This is a genomic window from Variovorax sp. 10N412, assembly GCF_056394985.1.
Window position 1 is genome coordinate 54,911 of record NZ_JBFTIO010000004.1, and the last position, 15,809, is coordinate 70,719.

Consider the following 15,809-nt stretch of genomic DNA (forward strand, 5'->3'; position numbering starts at 1 on the left):
GGAGACAAGCAATGAAGAAGAGTGTTCACGCACGCACGGCCGCCGCCGTGCTGGCCCTGTGCGCCGCCACGCTGGCGCCCAAGGCCATGGCCGACGACTTTCTGGACGCCGCGAAGAAGAAGGTCGAGGTCGCGACCATGACCAAGGAGAAGTGGGACGGCCCCACCACCGGCCCCAAGGCCGTGGCCGGCAAGACCATCGTCTTCGTGGCGGGCGACATGAAGAACGGCGGCATCGTGGGCGTGAGCAAGGGCGTGGAGGAGGCGGCGCGCGCCATCGGCTGGACGGTGCGCGTCATCGACGGGCAGGGCACGGTCAGCGGGCGCACCGCGGCGCTCAACCAGGCGCTGGCCGTGAAGCCGGCGGGCATCGTGGTCGGCGGCTTCGACACCACCGAGCAGAAGGCCGCGTTCTCGGGCGCGGCCACCTCGGGCATTCCGCTGGTCGGCTGGCACTCGGGCGAGCAGCCCGGCCCCAACGACAAGGCCGGCCTGTTCGCCAACGTGACCACCGTGACCGACGACGTGGCCGATGTCGCGGCCTCGTGGGTGGTGGCCGACTCGGGCGGCAAGGCGGGCGTGGTGATCTTCACCGACTCGCAGTACGCCATTGCCCTGTACAAGGCGCGCGCCATGGAGGCGGTCATCAAGAAGTGCGGCGGCTGCACGGTGCTGAGCTTCGAGGACAGCCCCATCTCCGAAAGCTCCACGCGCATGCCGCAGCTCACCACCTCGCTGCTGCAGCGCTTCGGCGACAAGTGGACGCACTCGCTGGCCATCAACGACCTGTACTTCGACTTCATGGGCCCCTCGCTCACGTCGGCGGGCAAGAAGGGCGACGGCGCGCCCAAGGCAGTGTCGGCCGGCGACGGCTCCGAGGCCGCCTACCAGCGCATCCGCACGCAGCGCTTCCAGGCCGGCACCGTGCCGGAGCCGCTGAACATGCAGGGCTGGCAGATCGTGGACGAGCTCAACCGCGCGTTCTCCAAGGAGAAGTGGTCGGGCTATGTGCCCAAGGTGCACCTGGTGACGGTGGGCAACGTCGGCAAGGACGGCGGGCCGAAGAACGTGTTCGACCCGGACAATGGGTATCGCAACCAGTACAAGACGGTGTGGGGCAAGTAGGGCGCGCAGCCCGCCTGCTTCGTTACCGCAGTTCCTCGTGCTCGAACGTGGCGTTGTCGATCACGTCGTGGTGTTCGAGCCCGTTCTTGTCGAACAGCCGGATGTCGGTGGCCGCCGGCGTGTAGTCGAGGATGCCGAAGTTCTCGCGCGTGCCGACGAGCTTGTACTTGGTGACGCAGGCGCCCGAAGAGATGACCTCGAACATCTTCGTGGCGCCCGCCGGTGGCAGGAAGGCGTTCTCGTGGATGTCGCCCGACAGGAAGATGATCTTGCGCCCCTGGATGAGCTGGCGAAACCTGGCGTACTCGTCGCGATAGCGCATCCAGCCGTTGCCGGTGGCGCGAATCGGCATGCCCGCGCAGATGAGGATGAAGCCGTTTTCCGCCTGCAGTTCCTGCGCGAGGAACGCGAACTGCGCTTCGCCGAGCAGCGTGTTCTGGTCGCCCGGCTCCTCGCTGTACCAGCGCGTGTCGAGAAAGATGGCCCTGCCGATCCGCTGGCCCTCATGGCTCAGCGGCACCGAGTAGTACAGGCCGGCGACCGGCGGGTCGATGCGCATGAACTGCGCGAACAGCGCGCGTGAAATGTCTTTCTTGGTGGCGCTGACTTGCGTGCCGCTCGCGTTGTTCCAGGCAAAGTCATGGTCGTCCCAGGTGCCGTACACGCCGCCTTGCGGGCCTTGTTTCGCGCGCATGCTGGCGAACAGCTCCTTGAAGCCCGGCGTGTTCCATTGCGCGGTGTACTTCTCGGCCATGACCTGCCCGAAGTAGGCGTCGGCCCACTGTCTGGGCTCCCCCAGGTGGGGAAAGAAGTCCATGTAGATCTGGTCGCCGAGCAGAAAGAGGTAGTCGGGCTGGTGCGCCGCGATGCGTTCCCAGACCGCTTGCGCATGGCCGGGTTGGAGGTTCATGCACGAGGCGAAGGCGATTTTCATGGGGCTCCTCTTTCTGCGCTCCGGTCTGCGGGCCGGGGTGAGGCGCATCTTAGGGAGCGGCCGGGCGCTGTCTCTCCGCAGAACATGGGATGGCGGGGCACGCGCTCGTACGGCAACAGGCCGGGTTCGGGGCGTGCCCATGCCCTGAAAAAGAACCCCGCCGGGCGAGCGCTCAGCGAATCAGAGCCAGTTCCCGCTCTGCGGCATCTGCACCTTTTCCGCCGGATCGTTGCTCGTCACGAAGGAGCCGATGACGATGCTCAGCAGCGAGATGAAGATGCTCGCGAACAGCGCCGTCCAGAAGCCCGACACCCGGAACCCCTTCACCAGCGCCGCCACCAGCAGGATCATCAGCGCGTTGATGACCAGCAGGAACAGCCCGAAGGTCACCAGCGTCAGCGGCAGCGTGAGCACGATCAGCAGCGGCTTCACCACGGCGTTGGCCAGGCCCAGCAGCAGCGCGGACACCACCAGCGCTCCGGTGCTGTCGAACTTCAGTCCGCGAAAGAGATGGCTCGCCACCCAGAGCGAGACGGCCGTGATGGCCCAGTGAATGAGGAAGGGGGTCAGGTTGTTCAGCATGTCGGGGAGGGGCAGGTGTGACGGGAAGGAACCGGGATCAGCCGGGAGCGTGGCAGCAGACACAGAGCTTGTTCCCGTCCGGATCGCGAAAGGAATTTTTCGCAGGACGGCCCAGGATTATCACGGGTGGTGTTTGATTGTTACCCGGTGAAACAATGGCGTACAGCCCGGTAAGATCGCCGCTTTCGCGCCCATGGTCGACAGACACGGGGTTTTCTTTGTCGCCTGATCAACAAGGATCGTGCGCCCCATGGCCAATGCGTCGATCGCCAGCTTGACTCCCGCCCCGGCTTCGGCCGACGAGGCCGAATCGTGGGTCCGCGGCGAGCTCATCCGCAGCCTGATGCGCTCCGCGAAGGGGTCGTACCTGGTGTCCGCGCTGCTGATGCCGGCGATGGTCGGGCTGAACTGGGGCTATGCGGCCCGCTGGGAGCTGTTCACCTGGCTGGTGGCCGGCATTCTGGCCACCGCCTGCCGCGCCTGGGGAGCGCGCGTCTACGCAGTGCGTTACGCCGGGCGCAGCGCCCTGGCGCAGCAGCAGTTCACCGAGCGCTACGGCTTCGTCTGGAGCACCAGCGCGGTGGTCTGGGGCTTCTCGGTGCTGCTGTTCTTCGAGCGTTCGCCGCAGGTCAACCAGTTCATGAGCTGGCTCATCGTGGCCGGCGTGGGCACCTTTCCGCTCAACGGGCTGGCGCTGCACCCGCCGCTGCTCAAGCGCTACGTCAACACCCTGTTCATCACGATGCTCGGCGCGGTGGTGCTGCGCATGATCAGCCTGCAGATGCAGCACCCGCAGTTCCAGTACGGCTACCTGATGCCGGTGCTGCCCGTGCTGCACTGGTTCCTGCTGCTGCGTGCCGGCCGGCACATCCACGAGACCGCGCGCAACAGCCTGGAGCTGCTGTTTCACAACCACATCCTGATCAAGTCGCTGACCCAGCAGCGCCAGGCGGCGGTGTCGGCCGTGGCCATGAAGAACCGCTTCCTGGCCAGCGCCGCGCACGACATGCGCCAACCGGTGCTGGCGCTGTCGCTGTACGCCGACTGGCTGCGCAACGAGCCGGAGCTGGTGCTGGAACTCGCGCCGAAGATCGTGCGCGCCACGCACGCGGTGAATGCGCTGTTCGACTCGATGTTCGACCTGGCGCGCATCGACTCGGGCCAGGTGCGCCTGCACGTGGAACGGGTCGACGTGCCCGAACTGCTGCACGACCTGGAGCTGCAGTACCGCCCGGTGGCGGAAAGCCGCGGCCTCGACTTCCGCGTGCACGTGTGCGAGGGCTCGTTCCTGACCGACCCGATCCGCGTGCGCCGCATGATCGGCAACCTGCTGGCCAACGCCATCAAATACACGAGTGAAGGCGGCGTGCTGCTGGCCGCGCGCCATACCCGCGACGGCCTGCGCGTGGAGGTGTGGGACACCGGCATCGGCATTGCGCCCGAGCACCTGCGCGACGTGTTCCTGGAGTTCTACAAGGTGGCCGACCATGCCGGCACCTCCGACGGCTTCGGCCTCGGCCTGGCCATCGTGGCGCGGCTGTCGCACGTGCTGGGGCACCCTGTGAGCGTGCGTTCGCGCGTGGGCAGCGGCAGCGTGTTCCGCGTGGCGCTGCACGATGCCGACGAGGCGGTGGCGCAGGCGCGGGTGACGGCGTCGGGCGGCTAGCCCGGACAGGAGCGCGCATAAAAAAACCGCGCCGTTGTGCGCGGTTTTTCTTTCCTGCACCGGGGAGCCGGTTTCGCCGGGGCTCAGGTGGTGCCCCTGCAAGGGGGCCCGGGAGAAGCGATGCGACGCAGCGCGCGAAGCCTGAAGGTCAGGAAAGCAGCCCGTTCGTGCGCGCGTAATGCAAGGCCTGCGTGCGGCTCTTCACGCCCAGGCGGCGGAACAGGCGCCACAGGTGCACCTTCACAGTGTGTTCGCTGATCTCCAGGTCGGTGGCGATGTCGCGGTTGCTCATGCCCTTGTCGAGCATGGCGATCAGCTGCGTCTGGCGCTTCGACAGCTTGCCGCTGTTGGCGGCCGGTATGTCGGTTTCCTCTTCTTCCGAACCTGCCATCAGCAGGCCGCGAAGGGCGGCCGCCAGCTCGTTGGAGCTGGCCGACTTCTCGATGTAGGTGTCCGCGCCGGCCTCGATGCAGGCGTCTTCCATGTCGGCAGCCGGTGCGGCCGAGTACACGGCGATCGGCACGTTCGGATAGACCTGCTTGACCGCAATCACGCCCGACACGCCGTTGGTGTCCGGCAGCTTCAGGTCCAGGCAGAAGAGCGTGGGCGCGCCACGCTGCTGCACCGAGCCCGCGAGCTTGTCGAGGCGCTCGAGCTCGACGATGTTCTCGGCCGGACGCAGGCGCCGCAGGACCATCACGATCGCGTCGCGCATCAGGGGGTGGTCGTCGATGACATAAATGCTCATGTTTTCTTCCTTTGTGATCGCACCGTCTTCTCTTTTTCTGCTCACCGGCAGGCAAGCCGATGGGCTTGGCCGGGTCAACTCCCTTGGTGGGTGGGCGTTGCCTCCACCAGTGCCTCCAGCGCCTCGGTGATGGCGCGTGTTCCTTCGGTCGTGTCGATGGGTTCCAGCTGGTCGGCCAGCGCGGTCAATGCCTCGCCGCGCTGCGCCTGCAAGAGCGCGATGGTACGGCCCGCTTCCTGCGGCGACGCGAACCCACGGCTTTGCAGCAGGGTCTCGCCGCGCGCGTCCAGCAGCTTGAAATAGAAGAGGCCGTCGGCCTTCTCGCGGTACTGCTTGAAGCTGGGCTTTGCAACCTTGGCCGCCTTGGCGCCGGCCTTGTCCTTGCCCGCCGCGAGGTTGCGCAGGCCCACGGCATGGCGCAGGCTCGTCATGAACGGCTTCGACAGCGCGCGGGCCTTCTCGGCACCGATGAGCAGGATGCGCTCGATCTCGGCCGGGTCGTTCATCAGCGCGTCGTAGCGCGCGCGCAGCGGCGCCACTTCGCGGTCGATGCGCTCGAACAGCGTGTGCTTGGCGTCGCCCCAGCCGATGCCCTCGGCGTAGGCCTTGCGCAACGCCTCGGTTTCCTCGGCGCTGGCAAAGGCCTGGTAGATCTGGAACAGGGCCGAGCCCTCGGTGTCCTTGGGCTCGCCGGGCGCGCGCGAGTCGGTCACGATGCTGGCGATCTGCTTTTGCAACTGCGCGCGCGGTGCGAACAGCGGGATCGTGTTGCCGTAGCTCTTGCTCATCTTGCGGCCGTCCAGGCCGGGCAGGGTGGCGACGGCGTCGTCGATCTCGGCATCGGGCAGCGTGAAGTGCTCGCCGTACTGGTGGTTGAAGCGCTGCGCCATGTCGCGCGCCATCTCGATGTGCTGCACCTGGTCGCGTCCCACCGGCACCTTGTGGGCGTTGAACATCAGGATGTCGGCGCCCATCAGCACCGGGTACATGAACAGGCCGGCCGACACGTCGGCGTCGGGGTCCTCGCCCTTGGCCACGTTCTTGTCGAGCTGCGCCTTGTAGGCATGCGCGCGGTTGAGCACGCCCTTGCCGGTGACGCAGGTGAGGAACCAGGTCAGCTCGGGAATCTCGGGAACGTCCGACTGGCGGTAGAAGGTCACGCGCTCTGGGTCGAGGCCGCAGGCCAGCCAGCTGGCCGCGATTTCGAGGGTGGAACGCTGGATCAGCGCCGGCTCCTGCACCTTGATGAGCGCGTGGTAGTCGGCCAGGAAGAAGAAGCTCTGCACGCCGGGCGCGACGCTTTGCCGCACCGAGTGGCGGATCGAGCCGACGTAGTTGCCGAGGTGCGGCGTGCCCGACGGGGTGATGCCGGTCAGGACGCGCAGGGGAGCTTGGGAAGACGTAGCCATGGAGCGAAAAAGAAGAACCTAGAGCAGCAATGCCTTGAGCGGGGTGATGAGCATGTTGATGACGTAGTAGCCCACGTCCATCAGCGGGCGCAGCCAGTAGTTGCTGACCACGCCGGCGATGACGAGGCCCATCACGATGAAGAAGCCGTAGGGCTCGATGCGTGCCAGGAACTGCTGCGCCGGGCCGTTGGGCAGCAGGCCCGCCAGCACGCGGCCGCCGTCGAGCGGAGGCAGCGGGAACAGGTTGAAGGCCCACATCACCAGGTTGACCAGAATGCCGCCCTGCGCCATCTTGATGAAAAAGGTTTCATCGACGCCGGCCGCCACCATGGCGATCAGCGCCACTGCCCACAGGATGGCCTGGATGAAATTGGACACCGGCCCGGCCAGCGCCACCCAGATCATGTCGCGCTTCGGATGGCGCAGCCGCCCGAAGTTGACGGGCACCGGCTTGGCATAGCCGAAAAGGAAGGCACCCGAGGTTGCGAAGTACAGCATCAGCGGCATCAGGATGGTGCCGATGGGGTCGATGTGCTTGAGCGGGTTGAGGGTGACGCGTCCCATGACCTCGGCCGTGTTGTCGCCGAAATGGCGCGCCACATAGCCGTGAGCCGCCTCGTGCACGGTGATCGCGAAGATCACCGGCAGTGCGTAGATCAGTACGGTCTGTATCAGATTGGAAATATCCACGGGGCGATTGTGTCAGACGGGAGTGCTTCTCAGCCCCGATTTCAGAGGCCGAGCACGGCCAATGCACCGCGCCCCTGGCGCACCACGACCGGCTCGTCGCCCGTGCCCATGGGCGTGAGGTCGACCACGGTCGTGGGCTGCGACGGGCAGGCGCCGGCATCGATGACGCCGCCGACCTGCTTTTCGAAGCGCTCGCGAATCTCGGCGGCGTCGTTCATTGCCTCGGTCTCGCCGGGCGCGATCAGCGTGGTGGCCAGCAGCGGCGCGCCGTGCAGCGCCAGCAGCTCCAGCAGCACCGTGTGGTCGGGCACGCGCAGGCCGATGGTCTTGCGCTGCGGATGGCTCACGCGGCGCGGCACTTCCTTGGTGGCTTCGAGCAGGAAGGTGTAGGGCCCGGGCGTGGCGGCCTTCAGCAGGCGGTACTGCTTGTTGTCGACGCGCGCGTAGTTGGCCAGTTCGCTCAGGTCGCGGCACAGCAGCGTGAGGTGGTGCTTGTCGTCGACCTGGCGGATGCGGCGCAGCTTGTCGACCGCGTCCTTGTCGTCGAGGTGGCAGGCCAGCGCGTAGCTGGAGTCGGTGGGCACGGCCACGATCTCGCCGCGCGCGAGCAGCGCCACGGCCTGCTTGAGCAGGCGCTGCTGGGGGTTTTCGGGGTGGACTTCGAAGTACTGGGCCATGATTACCTGGAGGAATGGTTGAACATACTTGACCTCGATACAACCGGGAACCGAGCGCCGCCGGGCCGCCCCAAGGCGCGAGCGGCCCCCTTGGGGGGCAGCGAGGACACGAAGTGCCGAGCGTGGGGGCTCATGACTCCGCAGGTTCTATGGGCACGCGGCGCTCGCGCACCGTGAGCCAGGCGCCGGCGGCGCCGCAGACCGCGATCATCGCCATGCCGATGAGCGAGAAGCGGTCGGGCACATGCGAGAAGATGAGCCAGCCGCCCAGCATCGCGAACGCGATCTGCGCATAAAGATAAGGGGTGAGCGTGGACGCCGGCGCGCGCTGGTAGGCCAGGATCAGCATGAAGTGTCCCACCGTGCCCATGAAACCCATGAGACACAGCAGCGCCCACCATTCCCACGAGGGCAGCGCCGTCCACGCGAAGGGCACCGCCACCGAGGCGATCAGCGTGCCGACCCAGCCGGTGTAGAAGTGCATGGTCAGCGGGTTCTCGGTCTGCGCGAGCTTGCTGGTGAGCACCTGGAACCAGGCGTTGGTCAGCACCAGCCCCAGCGGCAGCAAGACGGCCCAGCTGAAGGCGCTGCCGCCCGGACGAAGAATCACGAGCGTGCCCGCGAAGCCGCCGGCCACCAGCGTCCAGCGCAGCGGCGACACGTGTTCCTTGAGCGTGGTGGCCGCCAGCAGCGTGATCACCAGCGGCGCGATCAGCACGATCGACGTGAACTCGGCCAGCGGCATGTAGCGCAGGCTGAAGAAGGCGAACACGCTCGACGCCAGCAGCAGCGCCCCGCGCAGCACCTGGTAGCGCGGATGGCGCGTGCGCAGCAGCGCGGTGCCGTGCAGCGGCAGCAGCACCAGCGTGGTCGCCACGGCCTGGAAGGCGTAGCGGAACCACACACCCATGAGGATCGGCACGCCGAGGGTGGAAAACTTGGTGGCGGTGTCGAGCGTGGCGAAGCAGGCCACCGCCAGGATCACCAGGCCGATGCCCGCGAGGATGCGTTCGGACTCCCGGCTGCGGCTTTCCTGCTCGGCGGCGCGTGCATTGGCCAGCGCAACGGTTGCCGCACTGTCGCTGCCGGGCCGCGCGCTCTGGCTCACTGCTGGATGCGGTCGCCGAGCAGTTCCCACACAGGAGTGAGTGCACCGGGCAGCGGCGGCAGCTTGCCCAGGTCGCAGTGGCTTTCGTCGGGGCTGTGGAAATCGCTGCCGCGCGAGGCGGCGAAACCGAACTCGAGCGCCTTGTCGGCGTACTCGACAAATTCAGCCGGCGTGTGGCTGCCGGTGACTACCTCGATCGCCTTGCCGCCGTGCGCCTGGAATTCGAGGAACAGCGCGTATTCCTCGTTGGCCGTGAACTTGTAGCGGCCCGGGTGCGCAATGACGGCCATGCCCTTGGCGGCGGTGATCCAGTGCACTGCGTCCTTCAGCGAGGCCCAGCGGTGCGGCACGTAGCCGGGCTTGCCTTCGGTGAGGTATTTGCGAAACACCTCGGGGGTGTCGCGGCAGTGGCCTTGTTCGACCAGAAAGCGCGCGAAGTGCGTGCGCGAGATGAGCTCGGGGTTGCCCACGAACCGCAGCGCGCCTTCGTAGGCGCCCTGGATGCCGACCTTGGCCAGCCCCTCGGACATTTCCTGCGCGCGCTTGCCGCGGCCGCCGCGCGTGTCGTACAGGCCCTGCGACATGGCAGCGTCGTCGGGGTCGAAGCCCAGGCCGACGATGTGCACCGTTTCGTTCGCGAAGGTCACCGAGATCTCGGTGCCCGTGAGGTAGCGCATGCCGTTCGCGCGGGCCGCCGCAGCGGCGCGGTGCTGGCCGCCCACCTCGTCGTGGTCGGTGAGGGCCCAGAGCTCGACCCCGTTGGCGGCTGCGCGCGCGGCCAGCTCCTCGGGCGTCAACGTGCCGTCGGAGACCACGGAGTGGCAGTGAAGATCGGCGTTGAGTATGGAGGACACCCCTGCATTCTATGGGGTCTGGAACATCGGTGCGGGCGCATGGATGCTGCGCCATGTGCTACTAAATAAATAGCATTACCGCACCGCTGCATGCGGCTCAGCGCTTCTTGCGAAAAGCCGCCCATGCCGCCACCGCGGTGAAGGTGGCCACGATGGCGACCACGATCCAGAAGCCGTGCTTGTGATCGGCCAGCGGAATGCCGCCCACGTTCATGCCGAACAGGCCGGCCAGGATGTTGATCGGCAGCGCCAGCACCGTGACCACCGTCAGCACGAACAGGCTGCGGTTGTTGTCCTCGTTCACGTTGGCGGCAATTTCTTCCTGCAGCAGCTTGATGCGCTCCTGCAGCGCCTGCATGTCGCGCAGCACCACCGAGAACTCTTCGGTCGAGCCGCGCAGTTCCTGCGCGTCGGCCTCGGACATCCAGGCCGGCGGGCCCTGCAGCAGGCGGAAGAGGGCGGCCGGCTCGGGTGCCAGCAGGCGCTGCAGCCGCACCAGCAGGCGCCGCAGCACGCCCAGGCGCGCGCGCTTGTGGTCCAGCCGGCCGGCGAGCAGCTCGTCTTCGATGCGGTCGATGCGCGAGGTGACGCCGCGCACGATCTTCACCAGCACGTCGGCCTGTGCGCGCAGCAGATGTTCGAGCAGCTCCGTGCTCGAGCGCGGCGCGTCGCCCGCCTTCACCGCGGTGCGCAGCGCATCCACCGAGCGCAGCGGCTTGGTGCGCGCCGTGACCACCAGGCGGGGGCCCACGCTGATCCACAGCGTCGAGATGTCCGAGGGCTCGAAGCTGAATTCGAAGTGCACGTCGTTGATGACGGCGATCAGCGAGTCGTCCGCGCGCTCGATGCGCGTGGAGGGCAGGCCCTCGTGCAGCGTCTCGTAGAAGGTGTCCGACAGGTTCGCGTGCCGCAGCAGCCAGCGCTCCGCATGCGCATGGCTGAGGTTGAAGTGCAGCCAGACGTAGGCCGGATCGTCCGCGGTGCACTCCCGTTCGCGCTCCTGAGCCAGCCACGCCGCAGCCTGCGAAGAGTCAATGGCACGCGCAGGCTCCGGCGCCGAGGCGTCGAACAGGTAGCCGGAAATCAGCCCGGCTTCGTCGCCGCCATAGGACTGGGCGGCGAGGTCATGGAATGCCGACAAAGTGCGTGGTCAGAAAAAGCGGGTGAACAGCCAGTACAGCGACCCCGACAGCAGCATCGCCACCGGCAGCGTCAGCACCCAGGCCAGCGCAAGGTTGCGCAGCGTGGACATCTGCAGGCCCGAACCGCTGGCCGTCATGGTGCCGGCCACGCCGGACGACAGCACGTGCGTGGTCGACACCGGCAGCCCGTACATGTCGGCCGCGCCGATGGTGACCATGGCCACCAGTTCGGCCGAGGCGCCCTGGGCGTAGCTCAGGTGCGTCTTGCCGATCTTCTCGCCCACGGTGACCACGATGCGCTTCCAGCCGATCATCGTGCCCAGGCCCAGCGCAATGGCCACGGCCACCTTGACCCACAGCGGAATGAAGCGCGTGGCGCTGTCCAGCTCCTCGCGGAACGCGTTCACGCGCATCTTCGTCTCGGCGTCGAACTTCGCGGCGCCGCTCTTGTCGAGGTGGCGAATGGCTTCCGAGGCCAGGTACATGTCGTTGCGCACGTTGGCCACGGCCTCGGCCGGCACCGCGGCCAGCGAGCCGTGCCTGCGCACCTGCTCGCCGATGCTGCCGGCGGTGGCGGCCAGCGCGGGCACCACGGCCGGCGTGAACTCGCGGGTGCGCACATAGGTGGAAAGCGTGTCGCGCGCCGCGGCGGGCTGCAGCGCCGGCAGCGAGGTCGGTACGCTGCGGCTCAGCGTGTTCTGCGCCATCTCGGCCACGGCCACGAACTTGATGGTCTCGTCGGCGGGCATCGCGCGGTTCAGCGCATAGGCCATCGGCACCGTCCCCACCAGGATCAGCATGATCAGCCCCATGCCCTTTTGCCCGTCGTTGGAGCCGTGCGCGAACGACACGCCCGTGCAGGTCAGGATCAGCAGGCCGCGGATCCACCACGGCGGCGGCGCGCTGCCCTTGGGTTCCTCGTACAGCGCGCGGTTCTTCACGAAGGCGCGCAGCGCCAGCAGCAGCAACGCGGCGCAGCCGAAGCCCACCAGCGGCGACAGCAGCAGCGAGTAGCCCACCTTGGTGGCCTGTGCCCAGTCGACGCCGCTGGTGCCGTCGCGCCCGTGCATCAGCGCATTGGCCACGCCCACGCCGATGATCGAACCGATCAGCGTGTGCGAGGACGAGGCCGGCAGCCCCAGCCACCACGTGCCGAGGTTCCAGATGATGGCGGCGATCAGCAGCGCGAACACCATCGCAAAGCCGGCGCCCGAGCCCACCTGGAGAATCAGCTCCACCGGCAGCAGCGCGATGATGCCGAAGGCCACCGCGCCGCTGGACACCAGCACGCCCAGGAAGTTGAAGAAGCCCGACCACACCACCGCGAAGTTGGGCGGCAGCGAGTGGGTGTAGATGACGGTGGCCACGGCGTTGGCCGTGTCATGGAAGCCGTTGACGAACTCGAAGCCCAGCGCAATCAGCAGCGCCACGCCCAGCAGGATGTAAGGCACCCACGTGGTGACCGGCGCGCCCGAGGCGGTGACGTCGCCCACCAGGCTCCAGGCCGTGAAGAGCAGGCCCGCGGCCAGCAGCCCCACGAAGGTGATCAGCGTGACCGGGCCGGGCTTGGCGTCGAGCTTGGGCCGGTGCGCGGCGGGCGCCGGCGGCATCTCGGCGTGGGGGGCGGCGAGGGTGTTCATGGCGGCATTTTTTAGGCTGTTGGTATGCCGCGGATGGTGTTCCGGCCATATGACAACTTTGTGTCGGGACCTGTAAAAGAGCGTTCGTCCGTCACGCAGCGGTCATATGTGCAGCGCAGCATGCTTTTTCCTTCGCCTTCCCATTCGAGCTTTCCATGATGCTGAACAGCGCCCTCCCGGACCACGAAGACCTGATGCAACGCATTGCCCGCGACCTGATCGACAGCTACGACGAAGAACTCGAGCTGGAAATCGAGGACCGCAACATCGACGGGCTCGACCCCGCCGCCAGCATTGCCAGCAGCAGTGCCGAAAAGGCCGCCCGCCAGGCCTACTTCAAGGAACTGTTCCGCCTGCAGGGCGAGCTGGTCAAGCTGCAGGACTGGGTGCAGCACAGCAAGCAGAAGGTGGTCATTCTTTTCGAAGGCCGCGACGCGGCGGGCAAGGGCGGCGTCATCAAGCGCATCACGCAGCGCCTGAATCCGCGCGTGGCCCGCGTGGCCGCGTTGCCGGCGCCCAACGACCGCGAACGCACGCAGTGGTACTTCCAGCGCTACGCCGCGCACCTGCCGGCGGCGGGCGAAATGGTGCTGTTCGACCGCAGCTGGTACAACCGCGCCGGCGTCGAGCGCGTGATGGGCTTTTGCAGCGACGACGAGTACGAGGAGTTCTTTCGCACCGTGCCCGAGTTCGAGAAGATGCTCGTGCGCTCGGGCATCAAGCTCATCAAGTACTGGTTCTCCATCACCGACGACGAGCAGCACATGCGCTTTCTCGGCCGCATCCACGACCCGCTCAAGCAGTGGAAGCTCAGCCCCATGGACCTGGAAAGCCGCCGCCGCTGGGAGGAATACACCAAGGCGAAGGAAATCATGCTGGAGCGCACCCACATCCCCGAGGCGCCGTGGTGGGTGGTGCAGGCCGTCGACAAGAAGAAGGCACGCCTGAACTGCATCAGCCACCTGCTGGGCCAGCTGCCCTACAACGAAGTGCCGCACCCGACGGTCGAGTTGCCCGAGCGTGTGCGCCATGCCGATTACCTGCGCCAGCCCGTGCCGGCCAACATGATCGTTCCGGAAATCTACTGAGGCGCACCCCGGCGGGCGGTCGCCGTTAGGCCGGTCGGCGCTTTGCGTTCACACTGCGCCATGGCCCGTCGTTCCACCGCTTCCGTCTTCGCCCGCGCTTACCAGCGCAACCTGCGTGCGCTGACCAAGGCCACATTGACCAGCAGCAAGCGCATTGCGGGCAAGGTTCAACGCGCCGCCGCCCAGCGGCTCAAGCCGCCGCCCGGCAAGGGCGACTGGCTCAGCGGCATGGCGATGGGGGCGGGCGGGGCGCGGGGCTATCACCTGTTTCGCCCGGCCGACCTGCAGCTCGCGCCCGGCGAGAAGCTGCCGCTCGTGGTCATGTTGCACGGTTGCGGCCAGACCGGGCGCGACTTCGCGGCCAGCACGCGCATGAACGCGCTGGCCGTGCGCCAGCGCTTCCTGGTGCTCTACCCCGAACAGGACCGTCTGGCCCATCCGCAAGGCTGCTGGAACTGGTACGAGCGCCGCTCGGGCAAGGCGGACGCCGAGGCCGCGACGCTGATGGCCGCGGTCGACCAGGCCTGCGTGCTCTACCCGGTGGACCGCGACCGCGTGGCGGTGGTCGGGCTCTCGGCCGGCGCCAGCATGGCGGCGCTGATTGCCACGCGCTATGCGAACCGCTTTCGCGCGGTTGTCATGCACTCTGGCGTGGCGCCCGGGGCTGCGAAGTCGTCGGCCACGGCGCTGGGCGCGATGCGTGGCCAGAACGTGCCGCCCATGCCCACCACCGCGGTCGGCAAGGCCATGGGCGCGGCCGCCGTCTTCGCCACCTTGCCGCCGATGCTGGTGCTGCACGGCGATGCCGACGCCGTGGTGGCGCCGAGCAATGCCGTCAGCAGCGCCGTGGTGTGGGCGACGGCCCTGGGCGCGAAGCCCGGGCCGCCGCGCGGCATGCAGCGCGGCAAGCGGCGCGCGATGCGCGTGACCGATTTCAAGCGCAAGGGCCGCACGGTGGTCACGCTGTGCGAGATCGCGGGGCTGGGCCACTCGTGGAGCGGCGGTGCGTCCACGCTGATGTTCAGCGACCCGACGGGGCCCGACGCCACGCGCATGACGTGGGCGTTTGCGGCTGCGCAGTTCAAGGCTGCGGCGAAGGGCTGAGCGGCGTCAGCCGCTGGGCGGCAACGGGAGCTCGCCCAGCTTCGAGGCCACGCGCTGGCACGCGGCGATCAGGTCGCGAACGATGCGTTCATCCACATTCAGATCGCCTTCGTATTCGCCGAGGTTTCGTATCTCGTGGCCTTTGGCCAGCACGCGCCACACCTCCGGACCGAGCGCCAAGGTAAGCGGCAGCACCTGGAAGACGATGAAGCGGTTGCTCGACCGGTAGCCATGCCAGCGCAGCGCCGCGAGGCACATCGCATGTGCTGCGTTGTAGCCAGATCGAACCGGCCTTCGACGGAGAGTTGCATCACCTGGGCATCCGCCAGGCGCGCGAGGCCGGAGCGCATCAGGCCCGCGAATTCGCGGGCGTCTGGCGGCTCCGCGGCGAGCGGCTTGGTCGGGCCGCAGAGGTTTTCAAGCGGGGAGGGCATCCGCGTTGCCGATGACCCAGAGCTTGGGCTGTTCCATGACGCGCCTCACGAACGATTCGCCATCCTTGTGTTTTCGCATGAGTTCCTTCTGGGTGAACAGGGTCGGGTTCACTGTACGGCCGAGTTGCGCCGACACTGCGTCGAGCGCAAGAAACAGATCCGAATACGCAAGTTCTTCACTGATCAGCAGCAGGTCGATGTCGCTCGCGGCCGTGTCGCTCTTCTTCGCGACCGAGCCGAACACGAAGGCAGCCTCGATTTTTTCAGCCAATGGTTGCAGCGCTTCGTACAGCGGGCCGGCGAGCCCGAAGGTCTTGCGCACGATGCCGCACAGCTCTTCGTAGATCGGTGCCTGGGCGTTCGCCTGGTAGTGCTTCTGATTGCCGACGCGAGACATCGTGAGCAGCCCGCTGTCCGTCAGTTGCTTGAGCTCGCGCTGCACGGCGCCGGAGCCTGCGCCGGTAAGCTTGGTCAATTCGGTGAAGAAGAAGCTTCGATCCGGTTGACCGAAGAGATAGCCGAGCACGCGTTGCTGCGTGGTCGTGAACAGAGCGTCCGCCAAGCCTGCGGACTTCCCGGTCTCCGGCGTCGGTGATGGAGATTTACCCA

16 protein-coding genes are annotated in these 15,809 nt (G+C 67.3%); 4 read left to right on the forward strand and 12 right to left on the reverse strand.

Annotation, left to right across the window (positions count from 1 at the left end; translation table 11 throughout):
- The first annotated feature begins 11 nt into the window (after window positions 1-11).
- Window positions 12-1,124 carry an ABC transporter substrate-binding protein gene (locus tag AC1DJH_RS12225; RefSeq protein ID WP_478185871.1) on the forward strand — a complete coding sequence of 371 codons (1,113 nt, stop codon included), beginning with the start codon at window positions 12-14 and terminating at the stop codon, window positions 1,122-1,124.
- Window positions 1,125-1,146: 22 nt separating this feature from the next.
- On the opposite strand, the gene AC1DJH_RS12230 is transcribed toward AC1DJH_RS12225, so the two are convergent.
- Together AC1DJH_RS12230 and AC1DJH_RS12235 are read right to left on the reverse strand one after the other, a co-directional pair.
- Entirely contained in the window at window positions 1,147-2,058 is a 912-nt protein-coding gene (locus AC1DJH_RS12230; protein WP_478185872.1) for an alkaline phosphatase D family protein, read from the reverse strand.
- 180 nt (window positions 2,059-2,238) lie between these two features.
- Window positions 2,239-2,640 (reverse strand): phage holin family protein, encoded by a 402-nt coding sequence (locus tag AC1DJH_RS12235; RefSeq protein WP_116911010.1) that lies wholly within the window; start codon window positions 2,638-2,640, stop codon window positions 2,239-2,241.
- 250 nt (window positions 2,641-2,890) lie between these two features.
- On the opposite strand from AC1DJH_RS12235, the gene shkS reads away from it, so the two are divergent.
- Complete coding sequence (gene shkS / locus AC1DJH_RS12240) at window positions 2,891-4,306, forward strand: surface-behavior sensor histidine kinase ShkS (protein ID WP_478185873.1); 1,416 nt, start codon at window positions 2,891-2,893, stop codon at window positions 4,304-4,306.
- 148 nt (window positions 4,307-4,454) lie between these two features.
- On the opposite strand, the gene AC1DJH_RS12245 is transcribed toward shkS, so the two are convergent.
- From AC1DJH_RS12245 to AC1DJH_RS12280, 8 genes are all read right to left on the reverse strand, one after another.
- A complete protein-coding gene (locus tag AC1DJH_RS12245; RefSeq protein WP_472118594.1) occupies window positions 4,455-5,054 on the reverse strand; it encodes a LuxR C-terminal-related transcriptional regulator in 600 nt (199 codons plus the stop codon).
- 74 nt (window positions 5,055-5,128) lie between these two features.
- Window positions 5,129-6,463, reverse strand: coding sequence for a tryptophan--tRNA ligase (locus AC1DJH_RS12250; RefSeq protein ID WP_472118596.1), 1,335 nt, complete (start codon window positions 6,461-6,463; stop codon window positions 5,129-5,131).
- Between the two features lie 18 nt (window positions 6,464-6,481).
- Entirely contained in the window at window positions 6,482-7,153 is a 672-nt protein-coding gene (locus AC1DJH_RS12255; protein WP_472118599.1) for a site-2 protease family protein, read from the reverse strand.
- A gap of 41 nt (window positions 7,154-7,194) precedes the next feature.
- The gene (locus tag AC1DJH_RS12260) at window positions 7,195-7,830 is read right to left on the reverse strand and encodes an L-threonylcarbamoyladenylate synthase (RefSeq protein ID WP_435484622.1); all 636 of its coding nucleotides are present in this window, start codon (window positions 7,828-7,830) and stop codon (window positions 7,195-7,197) included.
- A gap of 130 nt (window positions 7,831-7,960) precedes the next feature.
- Window positions 7,961-8,938 carry a DMT family transporter gene (locus AC1DJH_RS12265; protein ID WP_478185874.1) on the reverse strand — a complete coding sequence of 326 codons (978 nt, stop codon included), beginning with the start codon at window positions 8,936-8,938 and terminating at the stop codon, window positions 7,961-7,963.
- The gene (locus AC1DJH_RS12270; protein WP_472118608.1) at window positions 8,935-9,792 is read right to left on the reverse strand and encodes a 3',5'-nucleoside bisphosphate phosphatase; all 858 of its coding nucleotides are present in this window, start codon (window positions 9,790-9,792) and stop codon (window positions 8,935-8,937) included. The genes AC1DJH_RS12265 and AC1DJH_RS12270 overlap by 4 nt, the downstream gene beginning before the upstream one ends.
- Window positions 9,793-9,889: 97 nt before the next feature.
- A complete protein-coding gene (locus AC1DJH_RS12275) occupies window positions 9,890-10,933 on the reverse strand; it encodes a transporter (RefSeq protein ID WP_435436234.1) in 1,044 nt (347 codons plus the stop codon).
- Between the two features lie 9 nt (window positions 10,934-10,942).
- Window positions 10,943-12,574, reverse strand: a complete 1,632-nt coding sequence (locus AC1DJH_RS12280; protein ID WP_472118614.1) for an inorganic phosphate transporter — start codon at window positions 12,572-12,574, stop codon at window positions 10,943-10,945.
- A 155-nt stretch (window positions 12,575-12,729) separates the two neighbouring features.
- On the opposite strand from AC1DJH_RS12280, the gene ppk2 reads away from it, so the two are divergent.
- Both ppk2 and AC1DJH_RS12290 read left to right on the forward strand, forming a co-directional pair.
- Window positions 12,730-13,662, forward strand: a complete 933-nt coding sequence (gene ppk2 / locus AC1DJH_RS12285; protein ID WP_472118617.1) for a polyphosphate kinase 2 — start codon at window positions 12,730-12,732, stop codon at window positions 13,660-13,662.
- A 60-nt stretch (window positions 13,663-13,722) separates the two neighbouring features.
- Complete coding sequence (locus AC1DJH_RS12290) at window positions 13,723-14,766, forward strand: extracellular catalytic domain type 1 short-chain-length polyhydroxyalkanoate depolymerase (protein WP_478185875.1); 1,044 nt, start codon at window positions 13,723-13,725, stop codon at window positions 14,764-14,766.
- A gap of 6 nt (window positions 14,767-14,772) precedes the next feature.
- Here AC1DJH_RS12290 and AC1DJH_RS12295 read toward each other — a convergent pair whose 3' ends face one another.
- Together AC1DJH_RS12295 and AC1DJH_RS12300 are read right to left on the reverse strand one after the other, a co-directional pair.
- Window positions 14,773-15,024 (reverse strand): hypothetical protein, encoded by a 252-nt coding sequence (locus AC1DJH_RS12295; protein ID WP_478185876.1) that lies wholly within the window; start codon window positions 15,022-15,024, stop codon window positions 14,773-14,775.
- A gap of 159 nt (window positions 15,025-15,183) precedes the next feature.
- The gene (locus AC1DJH_RS12300; RefSeq protein WP_478185877.1) at window positions 15,184-15,762 is read right to left on the reverse strand and encodes a nucleotidyltransferase domain-containing protein; all 579 of its coding nucleotides are present in this window, start codon (window positions 15,760-15,762) and stop codon (window positions 15,184-15,186) included.
- Window positions 15,763-15,809: the final 47 nt, after the last annotated feature.